Raw genomic sequence first — 14,724 nt, forward strand, 5'->3', positions numbered from 1 at the left:
AGGAGGGGAGGTGTAGGAATGGCAGGAGTGCGAGCGCGATCGGGAAGTGGTTGCGCGGCAATCGAACCGAGTGAACGCCCCGAGCTCAGCGCGTGGCGGCGGCGGCACGAACTTCGCCGATCCGCTGCGGCGCAGCCGGTGGCGAACAAGCGCACCTATCGGCGCACGGTCAAGCATCGGGATCGGCGGTGGTGAATCGGCGGGGGTAGAGGTTCAGCGTCCGTCGTGGGTGGCGTGGTATTCGGATTCGATCTTCTTCTCCTGGCGCCGTTCGCGCAGCTTCCACACGATCAGTGCCAGGACGACGATCACCACGACCGCGATCGCCATATCGCGGCCGACGGTTTTCGCGACCTTCTCGTAGGAATTCCCGGCGACGTAGCCGAGGACCACGAAGGTCGTTCCCCAGACGATGCCGCCGATGGCGTTGAACGAGAGGAACTTCGGGTAGGGCATGCGGGAGGCGCCGACCAGCGCCGGCATCACCGCGCGGAAGAAGGCGGTGAAGCGGCCGAGGAAGACGGCCCAGCCGCCGCGGCGAGCGAGGAATTCCTGGGCGTTGTCCAGGCGGCCGCGGTGTTTGTCCAGGTAGGAGGCGGCCAGCAGGCGGCTGCCGAAATGTTTGCCCACCTCGTAGCCCACCGAATCGCCGATGATCGCCGCGGCCACCACCAGCAGGATCATCGCCCACAGCAGCACATGTCCCTGGCTGGCCGCGACACCGCCGAGCACGGCCGCCGTCTCGCCCGGAATCACGAAGCCGACGAAGATCGCGTCCTCGGCGAAGACGAGCAAGCCGACCGTCAGGTAGACCCACACCGGCGCGATATCGAGAATCCGGTGCATCAGCGATTCCATTCCGCCGACGCTACCGTGCTCCGGCGAGCGGTGTGCGCCGGTCCCGGGGGTGTCGTCTCCGGCCGCGGCATCGCGGTGCGGGGCCCGTGGCCGGGGAAACCGGGTCGCCGCCGTCTCTGCGCGGGCAGGCGAGGCGGGTGATTATCCCGGGGGCCGCAGCGCCGCGAATTCGTCCGTCACGCGGATCCCGTCGTCGGTGAACCGATAGACCGCCGCGGGCCGTCCACCCGATTTGCCCGGCGCGGCGGTCTCCCCGGTCGGCGTGATCACCTTGCGGCGGCTCAATACTCGTTGCAGATTGGTGGTGTCGACGTCGTAACCAAGTGCGGTGCAATAGATTTCGCGCAGTGTCGACATGGTGAACGACGAGGGCGCCAGGGCGAAGGCGATATTGGTGTAGGACAGCTTCGCCGCCAGCCGGGTCCGGGCGTGGTGGACGACGGTGCCGTGGTCGAACGACATGTTCGGCAGCGCCGACACCGGATGCCAGCGGGTGTCGGCGGGCAATTGCGGGTCCGCGGTGAGCGGCACCAGTCCCAGATACGCCGAGGCGATGCGGCGTACCCCGGGCACGCGATGCGGATCGCTGAAGACCGAGAGCTGCTCGATGTGCCACAGCTCACGCACATCGACCTTCTCGGCCAGCTGACGGCGGGCGGAGGTGTCGAGGTCCTCGTCGTCGCGCAGCCGGCCGCCGGGCAGCGACCAGGTACCGGTCTGGGGTTCCATCGCCCGCTGCCACAGCAGCACCCCGAGTTCGGTGCGGAGGCCGTGATTGCCGCGCGGACTCTGTGGATCCACCGGTTCGCTCGCAATCACCGAGTGATCACCCCGTGGACCTGCGGTGACGGTGTCCATGAAGCGACGAACCTGGAACACCGCGGTGAGCGATTCGTGAATGGTGCTACTATGGGCCACGTTTTCGATTGTAAGTCGAAAACCGGGTTGAAGCGAATCGGCCCGGGGTGATGCGCGTGGCGCGAGGGCCGCGCGCATGAGGAAGGAGCCATGCCATGGCGTCAACGAGTCTGACGACGACGGCATTCGCAGCGCAGGTCATCGACGGTCCGGACGGGTTCGGCGGAGTCGACGCCACACCGGAGTGGGCGCAGGAGATCAAGCGGCTGGCGCGCGAGCGCAACGCCACGATCCTGGCGCACAACTACCAGCTACCCGAGATCCAGGATGTGGCCGATCACGTCGGCGATTCCCTGGCCCTGTCGCGGATCGCCGCCGAGGCGCCCGAGGACACCATCGTGTTCTGCGGCGTGCACTTCATGGCCGAGACCGCGAAGATCCTCAGCCCGGACAAGACCGTGCTGATTCCGGACCAGCGCGCGGGCTGCTCGCTGGCCGACTCCATCACCGCCGACGAACTGCGCGCGTGGAAGGCCGAACATCCCGGCGCCCTCGTGGTGTCGTATGTGAACACCACCGCCGCGGTGAAGGCGCTGACCGACATCTGCTGCACCTCGTCCAATGCCGTCGACGTGGTCGCCTCCATCGATCCCGACCGCGAGGTGCTGTTCCTGCCCGACCAGTTCCTCGGCGCCCACGTGAAGCGGGTGACCGGGCGGGAGAACATGCACATCTGGGCCGGTGAATGCCACGTGCACGCCGGCATCAACGGCGACGAACTGACCGAACAGGCCCGCACCCATCCCGATGCCGAGCTGTTCGTGCATCCCGAATGCGGTTGCGCCACGTCGGCTCTGTATCTCGCGGGGGAGGGGGCGTTCCCGGCCGACCGGGTCCACATCCTGTCCACCGGCGGCATGATCGACGCCGCGAAGGCCGCGCAGTCCCACCAGGTTCTGGTCGCCACCGAGGTCGGCATGCTGCATCAGCTGCGCAAGGCCGCCCCCGGCATCGACTTCCAGGCCGTCAACGATCGCGCGTCCTGCAAGTACATGAAGATGATCACGCCGGCCGCGCTGCTGCGCTGCCTGACCGACGAACTCGACGAGGTGCACGTCGATCCGGAAACCGCAGCGCTGGCACGCAATTCGGTGCAGCGCATGATCGCCATCGGCAACCCCGGCGGCGGCGAATAGCACCGGCACCCGCCTCCGGGCGGGCCGGAAAGGTTCGATCGATGATGATGACGCCTTCGATCGGCTGGGAAGCCGAAGCTGATCTGGTGGTGATCGGTGGTGGTGTCGCGGGTTTGACCGCGGCCCGCACCGCCTCGCTGCGGGGGTTGCGGGTCCTGACCCTGAGCAAGGGTGGCCCGACGGATACGTCCACGCAATACGCACAGGGTGGGATCGCGGTGGTCGCGCCGGACGGCGACACCGTCGACTCGCATGTCGCCGACACCGTCGACGCCGGAGCGGGACTGTGCGACGCGCAGGCGGTGCGCTCCATCGTGGCGGGCGGCCGGGATGCCGTCGCGGCCCTGACCGATCTGGGCGCGGTCTTCGATCTCGGGCGCGACGGCCAGGTGTCGCGCACCCGCGAGGGTGGGCACAGCACGCGCCGCATCATCCACGCCGGCGGTGACGCCACCGGCGCCGAGGTGCAGCGCGCGCTGAACGCCGCCGGACTGCCGGTGCTGTTCGGCACCGCCGCCCTCGACATCGTCACCGGGCCCGACGGGGTGCGCGGTGTGGTCGTGGTGTCGGATCAGGGTTTCGGCGTCGTCCACGCCCCCGCCGTCCTGCTGGCCACCGGCGGCCTCGGACAGCTCTACGCCTGCAGCACCAACCCGCCCGGGGCCACCGCCGACGGGATCGCGCTGGCGCTGCGGGCCGGTGCGCTCGTCGCCGATCTGGAATTCGTGCAATTCCACCCCACCGTGCTGTTCAGCCCCGGCGGGCTGGGCCGGCGGCCGCTGATCAGCGAGGCGGTGCGCGGCGAGGGCGCGGTGCTGGTCGACTCGAACGGTGATTCGGTGACCGCCGGTGTCGATCCGCGGGGCGATCTGGCGCCGCGCGATATCGTCTCCAAGGCCATCGCCGCCCGGATGCGACAACTCGGCACCGATCACGTGTATCTCGACGCCCGCGCGATCGACGGATTCGGGCGACGGTTTCCGACGATCACGACCTCGTGCCGCGCCGCGGGCCTGGATCCGCGCACCGATCTGATCCCGGTCGCGCCGGCCGCGCATTTCCAGTGCGGCGGCGTCGTCACCGATACGTACGGGCGCACCGCCGTCCCCGGCCTGTACGCGGCCGGTGAGGTGGCGCGCACCGGTCTGCACGGCGCGAATCGGCTGGCGTCGAACAGCCTGCTCGAGGGTTTGGTCGTCGGCGAGCGGGCGGGCGCCGCCGCGGCCGAGCGGGTCGCTTCCGCTCCGGAGGTGACGTCGGTGCCGGAAATGTCGCTGCCGCGCATCGATCGCAGCGCGCTGCAGCAGTTGATGTCGGCACATGCCGGCGTGGTGCGCGACGGTGACGGGCTGCGCGGGGCGATGCTGCGCGTGCTGCATCTGCGGGGCAGCGGCACGGCGAAGTCCGGGCCCCCGGATGCGCTGGTAGACGCTGCGGCACGATCGTCTACCGGCACGACATCCGAGCTCGGACAGCTGAATTCCGATACCGCGGCGCCGGAAACGCCCTCGCCGCAGGCGGTTTCGCGGCTGCACGGCGAGCAGGCCGGAGTGCTGGCCGCAGTGGAGGACGCCGCCCTGACATTGGCCGCGCGGACCCTGCTCCTGTCGGCCACGGCCCGCGCCGAGAGCCGCGGCTGCCACACCCGATCCGATTACCCCGATCCGCGCGAGGAGTTGCGGCGCAGCGTCGCGATCCGGCTCGGCGACGACGGCCGCCCGCAGGTCGTCGCCGAACCACTCACCACCGCCGACCCCCTGCCGGCGGTGAGCGCCCGATGACCGCCGCCCCGCATCACATGCCGAGGAGTAGATGATGGCACTGGACCCGCAACTCGACCCCGTGGAACTGCGCACACTGATCCGCACCGCACTCGACGAGGATCTGCGCTACGGGCCCGACATCACCTCGGCCGCAACCGTTCCCGCCGAGGCGACCGTCAAGGCCGCGATGGTCTCGCGGCAGCCGGGCACGGTCGCGGGCATCGATGTCGGGCTGCTGGTGCTCGACGAGGTGATCGGCGCCGGGAACTACGAGGTGACCGATCGCGTCGCCGACGGTACCCGGGTCGGCCCCGGCGACGCGGTGCTGACGGTCGTCGCGCCCACGCGGCAGCTGCTCACCGCCGAACGCACCATGCTCAACCTGGTCACCCACATGTCCGGGACCGCCACCGCCACCGCCGCCTGGGTCGACGCGGTCGAGGGCACGAACTGCCGGATCCGCGACAGCCGCAAAACCCTGCCGGGTCTGCGTGCGCTGCAGAAGTATTCGGTGCGCGTCGGCGGTGGCGTCAATCACCGCATGGGCCTCGGCGACGCCGCCCTGATCAAGGACAACCACGTCGTGGCCGCCGGATCGGTGGTCGCCGCGTTGCGCGCGGTGCGCGAACTGGACCCCGACATCGAATGTGAGGTCGAGGTGGACAGCCTCGATCAGCTCGACGCCGTCCTCGCCGAGGACGTGGAACTGGTGCTGCTGGACAACTTCCCGCTGTGGGCCACCCAGGCCGCCGTCCAGCGCCGCAACAGCCGCTCGCCGCGCACGAAACTCGAATCCTCCGGCGGGCTCTCCCTCGAGGCCGCCGCCGACTACGCGCGCACCGGAGTCGACTACCTCGCGGTCGGCGCCCTCACCCATTCGGTGCGGGTGCTGGACCTGGGCCTCGATATGTAGGCCGCTGATCGCGCGTACCGGCGGGTGCGTCCTTCCGCCGCCACTCAGCACGATGAAGCGGCTCACCGGGGCTCCGGGCGGATCAGCTGGTGAGTTCGCGTTCCAGCGGAGTCCGGAAGCGGGGGATGGCGCGCACATCGCCGTACCAGGCGGCGGTGCGCTCGACCTCGGCATCGATCAGCGCCTTCGCGTCGGCGCCGACGTCTTCCAGTAGCCGCCAGGCGATTTCACCGTCGGCGCGCTGCGCCCAGCCGCCGACGATGCGGCCGTCCACCCAGATGCTCGGGCCGATATTGCCGTTGGTGTCGAACAGGGCCGCGGCGTGCGGGCCGAGGAACCAGTCGCGCGACTGCCAGCCCATCGGCGTCGGATCCAGGGCGGGCAGCAGCGCCGCCCACGGTTCGGACTCGGGTGCGGGTTCCGTATCGTCGGACAGGATCACTCCGGACCTGCCGTCGAGGTCGACCTCGGTGAGATCGAGACTCGACAGTGACTTGCGCACATCGGTTTTCGTCCATCCGGTCCACCAGGTCAGATCGTCCACGGGCGCCGGTCCGAACGTGCGCAGCCAGCGGCGGGCGAGCTCGGCACGCGCCGCGTCCAGCGCGATCGGCGCGGCGCCGGCGGGCAGCCATGCCTCCCGGGGCGCCCAGGTGTACTGGCTGCTGGTCCAGCTGCCGTTGGGGCGCCCGCGCACGATGAGCCCGTCGCAGCCGAGGATGAGCAGCACCCAGGTGGTGATGTTGGTCGGTTTCGAATACGGCTTGCCGGGTGCGGTATCGACCTGGGTGCGCAGCCGCGGCACGGCGGCCGACAGTTGTGCGCCGGTCGCGCTGCCCCGGGCCAGCAGCTCGCGATGGGTTTCGTCGGCCACCTCGGCCAGCCAGGCGTCGATATCACCCTCGACGGCCTGGGCCAGATACTTTCCGTAGGTGCGGCGCTGCTTGACCGCGAGTGCGTCGGCCACCGCGGCCTGCAGCACGGGAACCAGGCCGACCGGCGCGACGAACATGGTCCGGCGCATCGCCAGCAGCCGCAGTAGCGACCGATCGTCGTAGAGGGCGCGTTCCACATCGGCGGGCGCCAGCCCGTGGGTGCGCGCGCACACCGACAGGTACACCGTCGCGGGATCGGTGGCGTGCAGAGCGACCATCGACTCGGCGATATCGGCGGGATCTGTGCCGCGGGCTTCGAATGTGAGCCGATGCCGCCGCGCGAGCCGCGCGCGTCGCTGGGCGACCGTGATCGAACGCATGGTCGAATCCTAGCGTGGGCCCGCGTGGCCGCGCGGCATGCTCGCAGGATCGGATGGGCATGTCCGCAGGGTGATCACGCGGCGGCGAACGCCGGCAGTGGCAGCGGTGGGAAGGATGCGGGACACGCGGTCGTTGATCATAGGGGCGAACGACGGTGACACGACAGGAGAAGTCATGACGGAAAATCCGGCCCCGGTCTCGAACTGGGACGGCGCGGCACTGGATCTGCCGGCGTATTTCGCCCGCATCGGCTTCACCGCAGAGCCGGCGCCGACCCTCGCCACTCTGCGCGCGCTGCAGTACGCGCACACCACCACCATCCCGTTCGAGAACATCGAGCCGGTGCTGAAACGCCCGGTGCTGCTGGACCTTCCGTCGTTACAGGACAAACTCGTCCGATCCCGGCGCGGCGGCTACTGCTACGAGAACGTGGGTCTGTTCGCCGCCGCACTGGAACGAATCGGCTTCGGCGTCACCGGATTACACGGGCGGGTGAGTATGGGCGCGCGCGGTGAGATCCGCCCGGCGACGCATGCGTTGCTGCGTGTGACGACCGCCGACGACGAGCGGGTGTGGCTGTGCGATGTCGGTTTCGGTTCCGGTCCGCTCGCCCCGCTCGAACTGAGTCCCGATGCGGGGGAGGTGCGCGCCGGTGACTGGCGATTCCGGCTGGAACGCACCCGCGGCGAACTCGATTCGGAACTGTGGGTGCTGCACCACTTCGCCCGCGACGGCTGGACCGATCGCTACAGCTTCACCCTGAATCCGCAGTACCGCATCGACTACGCGGTCGGCAATCACTTCGTCTCCACATTTCCGCGTTCCCCGTTCGTGACCCGGCCGTATGTGCAGCGGTTCCGGCCGGACCGGCACGACATCGTCGACAACACCACCTGGGTCACCGAATATCCGGACGGCACCTCCCACAGTCGCGAGCTGCCGCCGGCCGATCTGCCGAAGATCCTGGCGGCCGAATTCGATGTCGAACTCGACGACGCGGACGCGGCGAAACTGGCGGCGGGGGTCTGGCTGCCACACTGATGACCGGCGGCCCGCGCGCGACGGCCGATTCCCCCGCGGCGGCGGCTCGCGGCGGTAGTGTCGGCCGCGTGCGCACCGGATCGAAGTTGTTCGCCCTGCTCGCCGCCCCGATTCTCGCTGCCGCCGCGTGTTCGGGAGACAGTTCCGCCGATCGGCTCGACCGCAGTGTGCACACCTTCGCCGAGGCGTTGAGTCACGGCGATCCCGCCGCCGCGGCCGCCGTCACCAGCGATCCGGCGCAGGCCACGACCACCCTCGGCGCCCTCTTCGACAGCCTCGGCAAGAAGGTCCGCGTCGACGTGCGCTCGGTGGACCGGTCCGACCACCACGCGACATTCGACCTGGCCACCACGTGGACCTTCGGCGCGGCCGGAAATCAGTGGACCTACACCACCACCGGGACGGCCGACGAATCCGGCGACGACTGGAAGGTCCGGTGGAATCCGGCCACCGTGGCGCCCGGCCTCGAGACCGGGCCGCTGTCCTACGACACCGTCACCCCGCAGCCGGCCGCGCGCGTGCTGGACCGCGACGGCGCGGAATTGATGACCCAGCAGGTCGTCACCCTGGTGCAGCTGGCGCGCGGCGCCGACCCGAATGCCGTTGCGGCCGTACTCGGTCCGATCGATCCGAGCATCTCCGCGGCGAGCCTGCGCCAGGACATGGACAAGGCCCAGGGCAAACCCGTCACCGCGATCGCGCTGCGGGCCGGCGATCTCGCCCCCGTGCAGGATCGGCTCGCCGCGCTGCCGAATGTGACGCTGGCGCCGCAGACCCGGCTGCTCACCGTCGACAAGGCACTGACCTCCCCGGCCCTGTCCGGGGTGAGCGACCTGTGGCAGCACGGCACCGATGCCGCGGCCGGCTGGGCGGTGCGCGCGCAAGGCGCCGACGGCGTCCACACGGTGGGTGGACAGGATCCGAAACCCGTCGCCGACATCAGGACCACGCTCGACACCGGGATGCTGCGGCGTGCCGAAGCCGCGCTCGCGCCGATCTCCACTCCGGCCGCGATGGTGGTGCTGCGACCGTCCACCGGTGACGTACTCGCCGTGGGGCAGAACGCGCCCGCCGACGCGCAGGGGCCGATCGCGCTCACCGGGCTGTACCCCCCGGGTTCGACCTTCAAGACCGTCACCGTATCGGCCGCGTTGCAGGCCGGGCAGGTTACCGCCGACACCGTGGTCGCCTGCCCCGGAACCGAGAATATCGAGGGCCGGCAGATCCCCAACGACAACAACTTCGATCTCGGCACCGTGCCCCTGCACACCGCGTTCGCACGGTCCTGTAACACCACGATGGGACGGCTCGCGGTGAATCTGCCGCCGGACGGGCTGACCCGCGCGGCCGCACAGCTCGGCCTCGGGGTGGATTTCACCGCCCCCGGCATGACGACGGTGACCGGAAAGGTGCCCACCGCAGACACTTCCGCGCTGCGGGTCGAGGAGGGGATCGGCCAGGGCCGGGTGACCGCATCGCCGTTCGGCATGGCGCTGGTCGCCGCGACCGTCGCCCACGGTTCGGTGCCGGCGCCCACCATCGTGGCGGGCTCCCCCGGGAAGGCCGACCGGACCCCGGATCCGGTGCCCGCACCGGTGCTGGATCAGGTGAAAACCATGATGCGCGAGACGATTACGAACGGCACGGCCACCAGCCTCGCCGACATCCCGGGCATGCTCGGCAAGACCGGCACGGCCGAATACATCGACGACACCCACGCGCACGGCTGGTTCGTCGGCATCGACGGTGACCTGGCGCTGGCGGTGTTCGTCGGCGACGCCGGGAGCTCGACGCCGGCGGTCGAGGCGGCCGGACGTTTCCTGCGGAATCAGTAGTAGCGCGCCCCGCAATCGAGTGAACTTCGTCACACATACTCTCGTTGTATAGCGAAGTGATCTCGACCGCATCGCATGGTGGTCACACATATTCCGCACAGATCTCGCTCCGGCGTCAAAGCGGCCCGTCACGCCCGCTACACTCGTCCGGGAACACGCGCGGGACATGACCCCGCGCGCGGTAAGTCACGGATCGCGGAGAAACTCGGAGTAGTGCCATCGAAACCGGCCAAGTGATCGCAGGGCATTACCGCCTGGTCGAGCGGATTGGTAGCGGCGGCACAGGCGTCGTCTGGCGTGCCGTCGACGAACGACTCGAACGGTCGGTCGCGATCAAGCAGATCCTCACCCAGCCCAGTCTGCCGCCGGGTGAGAAAGAGATCGTGCGTCAACGCGCGTCGCGGGAGGCTCGCAACGCGGCACGCTTCCAGCACCCCAATGCGATCGTGGTCTTCGACATCACCGAGCACGAGGGCGATCCCTGCCTGATCATGGAGTATCTGCCGTCGCAGAGCCTCGCCGTGGTGCTGTCCTCGCAAGGGACGCTGCCGCTGCCGCAGGTGGCGCGCATCGGCGAGCAGGTCGCCTCGGCGCTGGTGGCCGCCCATCGCGCGGGCATCGTGCACCGAGACATCAAGCCCGGCAACGTATTGCTCGGCGACAACGGCACGGTGAAGATCACCGACTTCGGTATCTCCAAGGCCAAGGGAGATGTCAACCTCACCGCCACCGGCCTGATCTCCGGCACCGCGGCCTATCTGGCCCCCGAGGTCGCCCGCGGCGCTGAACCCAGTCCGGCCGCCGACGTCTTCGCCCTGGGCGCAACGCTTTTCCACGCTCTCGAGGGCGAACCGCCCTACGGCACCAATCCGAATCCCCTGGCGCTGCTGTACGCCGCGGCCAACGGTCAGCTGAGCCAGCCGCGCAACGCCGGCCCACTCACCGATCTGCTGCTGGATCTGCTCAGCTTCGAGCCGGAGGACCGGCCGAGCATGACCGACGTGCGCGATCAGCTGGCCGATTTCGCGGATCAGGCCGCCGATGCCGAATCGACCCGGATGCTGGCCACCCACCGCGGGGGCGCGCGCCGCCAGGCCACGCGCACCCTGGATCGCCGTGCGGCACAGGCGGATATCTCCACCGCGGAGATGATGGCCACCGCGTCGGTACTGTCGGAACCGGAGATGCAGCCGGTGCGGCCCGCCGCGGCCGCCGCGCATCCCACCCGCTCCAATCCGGTGCCCGCCGTCGCGCCGGCACCCAGCCGCAACGCGAAACCGTGGGTGTTCGCCGGTGGTTTCGCCGCCGGTCTGGTAATCGTCGCCGCGGCGCTGTATCTGATGTTCGGCGGCGCGAAGACGGAATCGCCCGGTTCGCAGGCGAATTCGCCGGCGGCGACCGCCACCGCACAGGCGGGTACCTCGACGCAGAGCGTCGCGGCCGTGGGACAGACCAAGAGCGCCGGTAAGACGGACGTCGGTTCGGCGGCCGGTGTCATCCAGAACTTCTACGACGCTCTCGTCGATCAGAACACCAGCACCGCATGGAATCTGCTCACTCCCGCGGCGCAGCAGGTGTACGGCAGCCAGCAGGCGTTCGCGACCTACTGGAAGCAGAACCAGATCACCGCGTACAACACCATCGAGGGCGCGCGGGGTGGCGGCAGCAGCGCCAATTCCGATGGCTCGGTGGATATGTCGGTCGCCAGTATCACCTACGGCGGTCAGTCCAAGTCGATCGAACTGCGCGTCGTGGTGGGCAGCAGCGGGCGCCTGCTCATCGACAGCGATACACACTGATCCGCGCGGTAGCGGCAGGCACGGTCTCCGACCCGGGGTGGATGTGACAATCCGTCCCGGGTATGTGTCGTGGCCCGGTGCCGCGCCGGTACTCTCGCCCTGTGCACACCGCGGAGCTGCTGGCCGACGAACGGGCGGAACTGATTGCGCTGCTGCGTGATCTGAGTGACGACGAGTGGGAGGCATCGTCGCTGTGCGCCGGATGGCGGGTGCGGGATGTGGTGAGCCACCTGCTCTACGACGAGATCACCCCACTCGGTTACGCCCGGTTCGCGCTGCGCCGCCGGATGAATACCGATCGCATCAACGGCGACCTCGTCGACCGCACCCGGGAGCTGACCACCGCCGACCTGCTGGACCGCTTCGAGCGGTGTGGCCGGCGCATCACCCGCCTGCTGCCGAGGATCGGATTGGCCGACATCCTGGTCCATCAGCAGGACATTCGCCGGCCTCTCGGCCGGCCGCGCACCATTCCCGCGGCCCGGGTGATCGCGGTCCTCGAGCATCCCGATCCCTTCGCCACACCCGGCAGGTACACCCGCGGACTGCGGTTCGTCGCCACCGATATGGAGTGGGCGTCGGGGACCGGACCGGAGGTGCGCGGCCCGGGTGAGGCGCTCGCGCTGGCCGTGGTGGGCCGCCCGGTCGTGCTGGACGAGCTCACCGGTGACGGGGTGGCGACGCTGCGGCAGCGTCACGGGGTCTGAAACGCGCTCAGCGCGGGGCGGATTCGGTGTCGGCCGCCCAGTCGGTGAGCAGTCGCAGGGCGGTCGCACTCGGCGAATCCGCTTCCACCGTATGGGCGATCAACGCCTGATCCGGGTCGTCGGGCAGGCGCAGCGTCTCGAAACCGAGGTCGAGCCGCCCGACCACCGGATGCCGATAGACGTAGCGGCCGTGGGTCTTGTCCTTCAACGCGTGGCGCGACCACAGCCGCTCGAAATCCGGATCGCGCCGCCGCAGTTCGTCGATCAGCGCCGCGATGCGGTCGTCGCCGGGGTTGCGGGCCGCGTCCAGCCGTAGATAGGCGACGACGTCGGCGGCCTTGCCGGGCCAGTCCTCGTACAGCTCGCGCATTCCCTCGTCGAAGAACACCAGCCGCGCCAGATTGCGCTGCCCGGGCGGCAACGCGCCGAAGTCTGTGATCAGCGCGGCGGCCGTGCGGTTCCAGGCCAGCACGTCGGTCCCGCGGCCGACGATGTAGGCGGGCACGTCGGCGGTGTCGAGCAGTCGGCGCAAACCGGGCCGTACCTGTTGCGCGGCAACGGGTTCGATGCCCGACCACGGTCGTGCCAGCAGGTACAGATGGTCGCGTTCGAGTGGGTCGAGCCGCAAGGCCCGCGCCACCGCATCCAGCACCGATTCCGAAAAGTGCAGGGTGCGGCCCTGTCCAGGCGCACATAGTGATCCACGCTCACTCCGGCCAGCAGCGCCAGTTCCTCGCGGCGCAGTCCCGGTACCCGGCGGCGGGTGCCGTGCTCGGCCAGACCCACCTCCTCCGGACGCAGGCGGGCGCGGCGCGAGCCCAGGAATTCCCCGAGTTCGGCGCGTCGATCCAGGCTCATGCGGCCAGTATCGCGTGTCCGGCGCCGCCGAACCTGGTCACGGCATGCCCCGGCTCGCCGCGCACTGGTAGCCGGCGTCGCCGCCGACGACTCTCGGAGAGCGGCGTCGCCACCGGGGCGGCGCGAGCGAAGGAGACGCATCGATGAGCACCACCCGCCGCTTCGGCAGCACCGGAATGGACATCACCCCCTTGGGTTTCGGCACCTGGGTGATCTCCGGCCCCGGCTGGCAGTATTCGTGGGGCAGCGCCGACGACACCGATTCGGTCGCCGCGATCCGGCACGCCGTCGCGGCCGGACTCAACTGGATCGACACCGCGGCTGCCTACGGGCTCGGTCATGCCGAGGAACTCGTCGGCCGCGCCCTGGCCGGCATCCCGGAGCGGGATCGCCCGTACATCTTCACGAAGGCCGGTCTGATCTGGGAGGACGGCGACGATCCGAACGGCCCGCCGCTGCGGGTGATGCGGCCGGAGTCGGTCCGCCGCGAACTGGAGAATTCGCTGCGCCGCCTCGGTGCCGACCACATCGACCTGTACCAGGTGCACTGGCCCGATACCGGCGCCCGCTTCGTCTACGGCGCCGAGGGCGAACCGACCGGCGACGCCACACCTCTCGAGGAGTATTGGCAGGTGATGGCGGACCTGCGCAAGGAGGGCAAGGTGCGCGCCATCGGCCTGTCCAATCACGATGTGCGGCAACTGGATATCGCCGAGGCCATCGCGCACGTCGACGCGATCCAGCCACCGTTCTCGGCGCTCAACCGCGCCGCGGCACCGGAGATCGCCTGGGCGGCCGCGCACGACACCGGTGTGATCGCCTATTCGCCGCTGCAGTCCGGACTGCTCACCGGTGCGTTCACCGCCGGCCGGGTCCTCGCCGCCGACGACTGGCGCCGCGGCTACGCCGAGTTCACCACCGACCTGCCGGTCAACCTCGCCTTCGTCGATGCCCTGCGCCCGATCGCCGCCCGGCACGGCGCCGGGGTGGCGGAGGTGGCGCTGGCCTGGGTGACGGGCTGGCCCGGCATCACCGGGGCGATCGTCGGCGCCCGCACCCCGGCGCAGATCGACGGATGGGCGGGCGCTCGTGAACTGGTGCTCACCGCCGCCGACCAGGCCGAGATCACCGCCGCACTGATCGCCACCCGGGCCGGCACCGGTCCGGTCCGCCCGTGAATCCGCCCGAAGAGTCGAAGGAGAACCCCGTGGTCCTGCACGTCGTCGCCGAACTGCACGCCCGTACCGGCCAGGAGGATCGGCTGCGCACCGCCCTGGAGGCGATGATCGAACCGTCGCTCGCCGAACCCGGATGCCTGGACTACCGCCCCTACGCCGACGCCAACGATCCGGCCCGGATGGTGGTGGTGGAGCGCTGGCTCGGCTCCGACGCTCTCGAGGCCCATTTCGCGACCCCGCACTTCCGCCATATCGCCGAGGTCCTTGATCGGATCCTGGCCGAGCCGATGACGCTGTATCGCCTGGTGCCGGAATGAGTGATCGCGGCCCGGGCCGGATGCGGGAGCGTGGCGCCGCGTCCGGCTCGGGCGGCGGATATCGACTGGCGCCGACCCGATAGGCTGGTAGGCGGTCCGGAGCATTCGCTTCGATGTGATGACCAGCACAGACCGGCCGGACAGA

General features: G+C 69.9%; 13 protein-coding genes. 9 read left to right on the plus strand and 4 right to left on the minus strand.

Going from position 1 to position 14,724, the window contains the following annotated elements:
• Positions 1-213: 213 nt before the first annotated feature.
• Both IRT45_RS10365 and IRT45_RS10370 read right to left on the minus strand, forming a co-directional pair.
• A complete protein-coding gene (locus IRT45_RS10365; RefSeq protein WP_039777486.1) occupies positions 214-858 on the minus strand; it encodes a DedA family protein in 645 nt (214 codons plus the stop codon).
• A gap of 141 nt (positions 859-999) precedes the next feature.
• Positions 1,000-1,776 (minus strand): NUDIX domain-containing protein, encoded by a 777-nt coding sequence (locus tag IRT45_RS10370; RefSeq protein WP_309240879.1) that lies wholly within the window; start codon positions 1,774-1,776, stop codon positions 1,000-1,002.
• Positions 1,777-1,886: 110 nt separating this feature from the next.
• On the opposite strand from IRT45_RS10370, the gene nadA reads away from it, so the two are divergent.
• The 3 genes from nadA to nadC are packed head-to-tail and all read left to right on the plus strand — an operon-like array spanning position 1,887 to position 5,588.
• Positions 1,887-2,912: a quinolinate synthase NadA gene (gene nadA, locus IRT45_RS10375; RefSeq protein ID WP_194805678.1), complete on the plus strand. Its 1,026-nt coding sequence runs from the start codon at positions 1,887-1,889 to the stop codon at positions 2,910-2,912.
• Positions 2,913-2,953: 41 nt separating this feature from the next.
• Positions 2,954-4,693, plus strand: coding sequence for an L-aspartate oxidase (locus IRT45_RS10380; RefSeq protein WP_375540080.1), 1,740 nt, complete (start codon positions 2,954-2,956; stop codon positions 4,691-4,693).
• A gap of 34 nt (positions 4,694-4,727) precedes the next feature.
• Positions 4,728-5,588 (plus strand): carboxylating nicotinate-nucleotide diphosphorylase, encoded by an 861-nt coding sequence (nadC, locus tag IRT45_RS10385; RefSeq protein ID WP_194805680.1) that lies wholly within the window; start codon positions 4,728-4,730, stop codon positions 5,586-5,588.
• An 82-nt stretch (positions 5,589-5,670) separates the two neighbouring features.
• On the opposite strand, the gene IRT45_RS10390 is transcribed toward nadC, so the two are convergent.
• A complete protein-coding gene (locus IRT45_RS10390; RefSeq protein ID WP_194805642.1) occupies positions 5,671-6,843 on the minus strand; it encodes a winged helix DNA-binding domain-containing protein in 1,173 nt (390 codons plus the stop codon).
• 175 nt (positions 6,844-7,018) lie between these two features.
• Between IRT45_RS10390 and IRT45_RS10395 the strand changes: the two genes are divergently transcribed.
• The 4 genes from IRT45_RS10395 (at position 7,019) to IRT45_RS10410 (ending at position 12,226) form a co-directional block, all read left to right on the plus strand.
• On the plus strand, positions 7,019-7,885 hold the full coding sequence (locus IRT45_RS10395) for an arylamine N-acetyltransferase (RefSeq protein ID WP_194805643.1): 867 nt from the start codon (positions 7,019-7,021) through the stop codon (positions 7,883-7,885).
• Positions 7,886-7,953: 68 nt separating this feature from the next.
• Positions 7,954-9,720, plus strand: coding sequence for a penicillin-binding transpeptidase domain-containing protein (locus tag IRT45_RS10400; RefSeq protein ID WP_375540081.1), 1,767 nt, complete (start codon positions 7,954-7,956; stop codon positions 9,718-9,720).
• A gap of 233 nt (positions 9,721-9,953) precedes the next feature.
• A complete protein-coding gene (locus tag IRT45_RS10405) occupies positions 9,954-11,519 on the plus strand; it encodes a serine/threonine-protein kinase (RefSeq protein WP_194805645.1) in 1,566 nt (521 codons plus the stop codon).
• A gap of 101 nt (positions 11,520-11,620) precedes the next feature.
• Positions 11,621-12,226, plus strand: coding sequence for a maleylpyruvate isomerase family mycothiol-dependent enzyme (locus tag IRT45_RS10410; protein ID WP_309240880.1), 606 nt, complete (start codon positions 11,621-11,623; stop codon positions 12,224-12,226).
• 7 nt (positions 12,227-12,233) lie between these two features.
• On the opposite strand, the gene IRT45_RS10415 is transcribed toward IRT45_RS10410, so the two are convergent.
• Positions 12,234-12,878, minus strand: coding sequence for a transcriptional regulator (locus IRT45_RS10415; RefSeq protein ID WP_309240881.1), 645 nt, complete (start codon positions 12,876-12,878; stop codon positions 12,234-12,236).
• Between the two features lie 349 nt (positions 12,879-13,227).
• Between IRT45_RS10415 and IRT45_RS10420 the strand changes: the two genes are divergently transcribed.
• On the plus strand, positions 13,228-14,262 hold the full coding sequence (locus IRT45_RS10420; protein WP_194805647.1) for an aldo/keto reductase: 1,035 nt from the start codon (positions 13,228-13,230) through the stop codon (positions 14,260-14,262).
• Entirely contained in the window at positions 14,259-14,579 is a 321-nt protein-coding gene (locus IRT45_RS10425; RefSeq protein WP_309240882.1) for a putative quinol monooxygenase, read from the plus strand. Before IRT45_RS10420 ends, IRT45_RS10425 begins: the two co-directional genes overlap by 4 nt.
• Positions 14,580-14,724: the final 145 nt, after the last annotated feature.

The organism is Nocardia sp. BSTN01 (assembly GCF_015354405.1).
Taxonomy (GTDB): domain Bacteria; phylum Actinomycetota; class Actinomycetes; order Mycobacteriales; family Mycobacteriaceae; genus Nocardia.

Excerpts from the sequence above, each read along its gene's own strand:
- IRT45_RS10395 (WP_194805643.1), top strand. The coding sequence starts at position 7,019 with ATGACGGAAAATCCGGCCCCGGTCTCGAACTGGGACGGCGCGGCACTG.
- IRT45_RS10380 (WP_375540080.1), top strand. The coding sequence starts at position 2,954 with ATGATGATGACGCCTTCGATCGGCTGGGAAGCCGAAGCTGATCTGGTG.
- IRT45_RS10390 (WP_194805642.1), bottom strand. The coding sequence starts at position 6,843 with ATGCGTTCGATCACGGTCGCCCAGCGACGCGCGCGGCTCGCGCGGCGG.
- IRT45_RS10365 (WP_039777486.1), bottom strand. The coding sequence starts at position 858 with ATGGAATCGCTGATGCACCGGATTCTCGATATCGCGCCGGTGTGGGTC.
- IRT45_RS10420 (WP_194805647.1), top strand. The coding sequence starts at position 13,228 with ATGAGCACCACCCGCCGCTTCGGCAGCACCGGAATGGACATCACCCCC.
- nadC (WP_194805680.1), top strand. The coding sequence starts at position 4,728 with ATGGCACTGGACCCGCAACTCGACCCCGTGGAACTGCGCACACTGATC.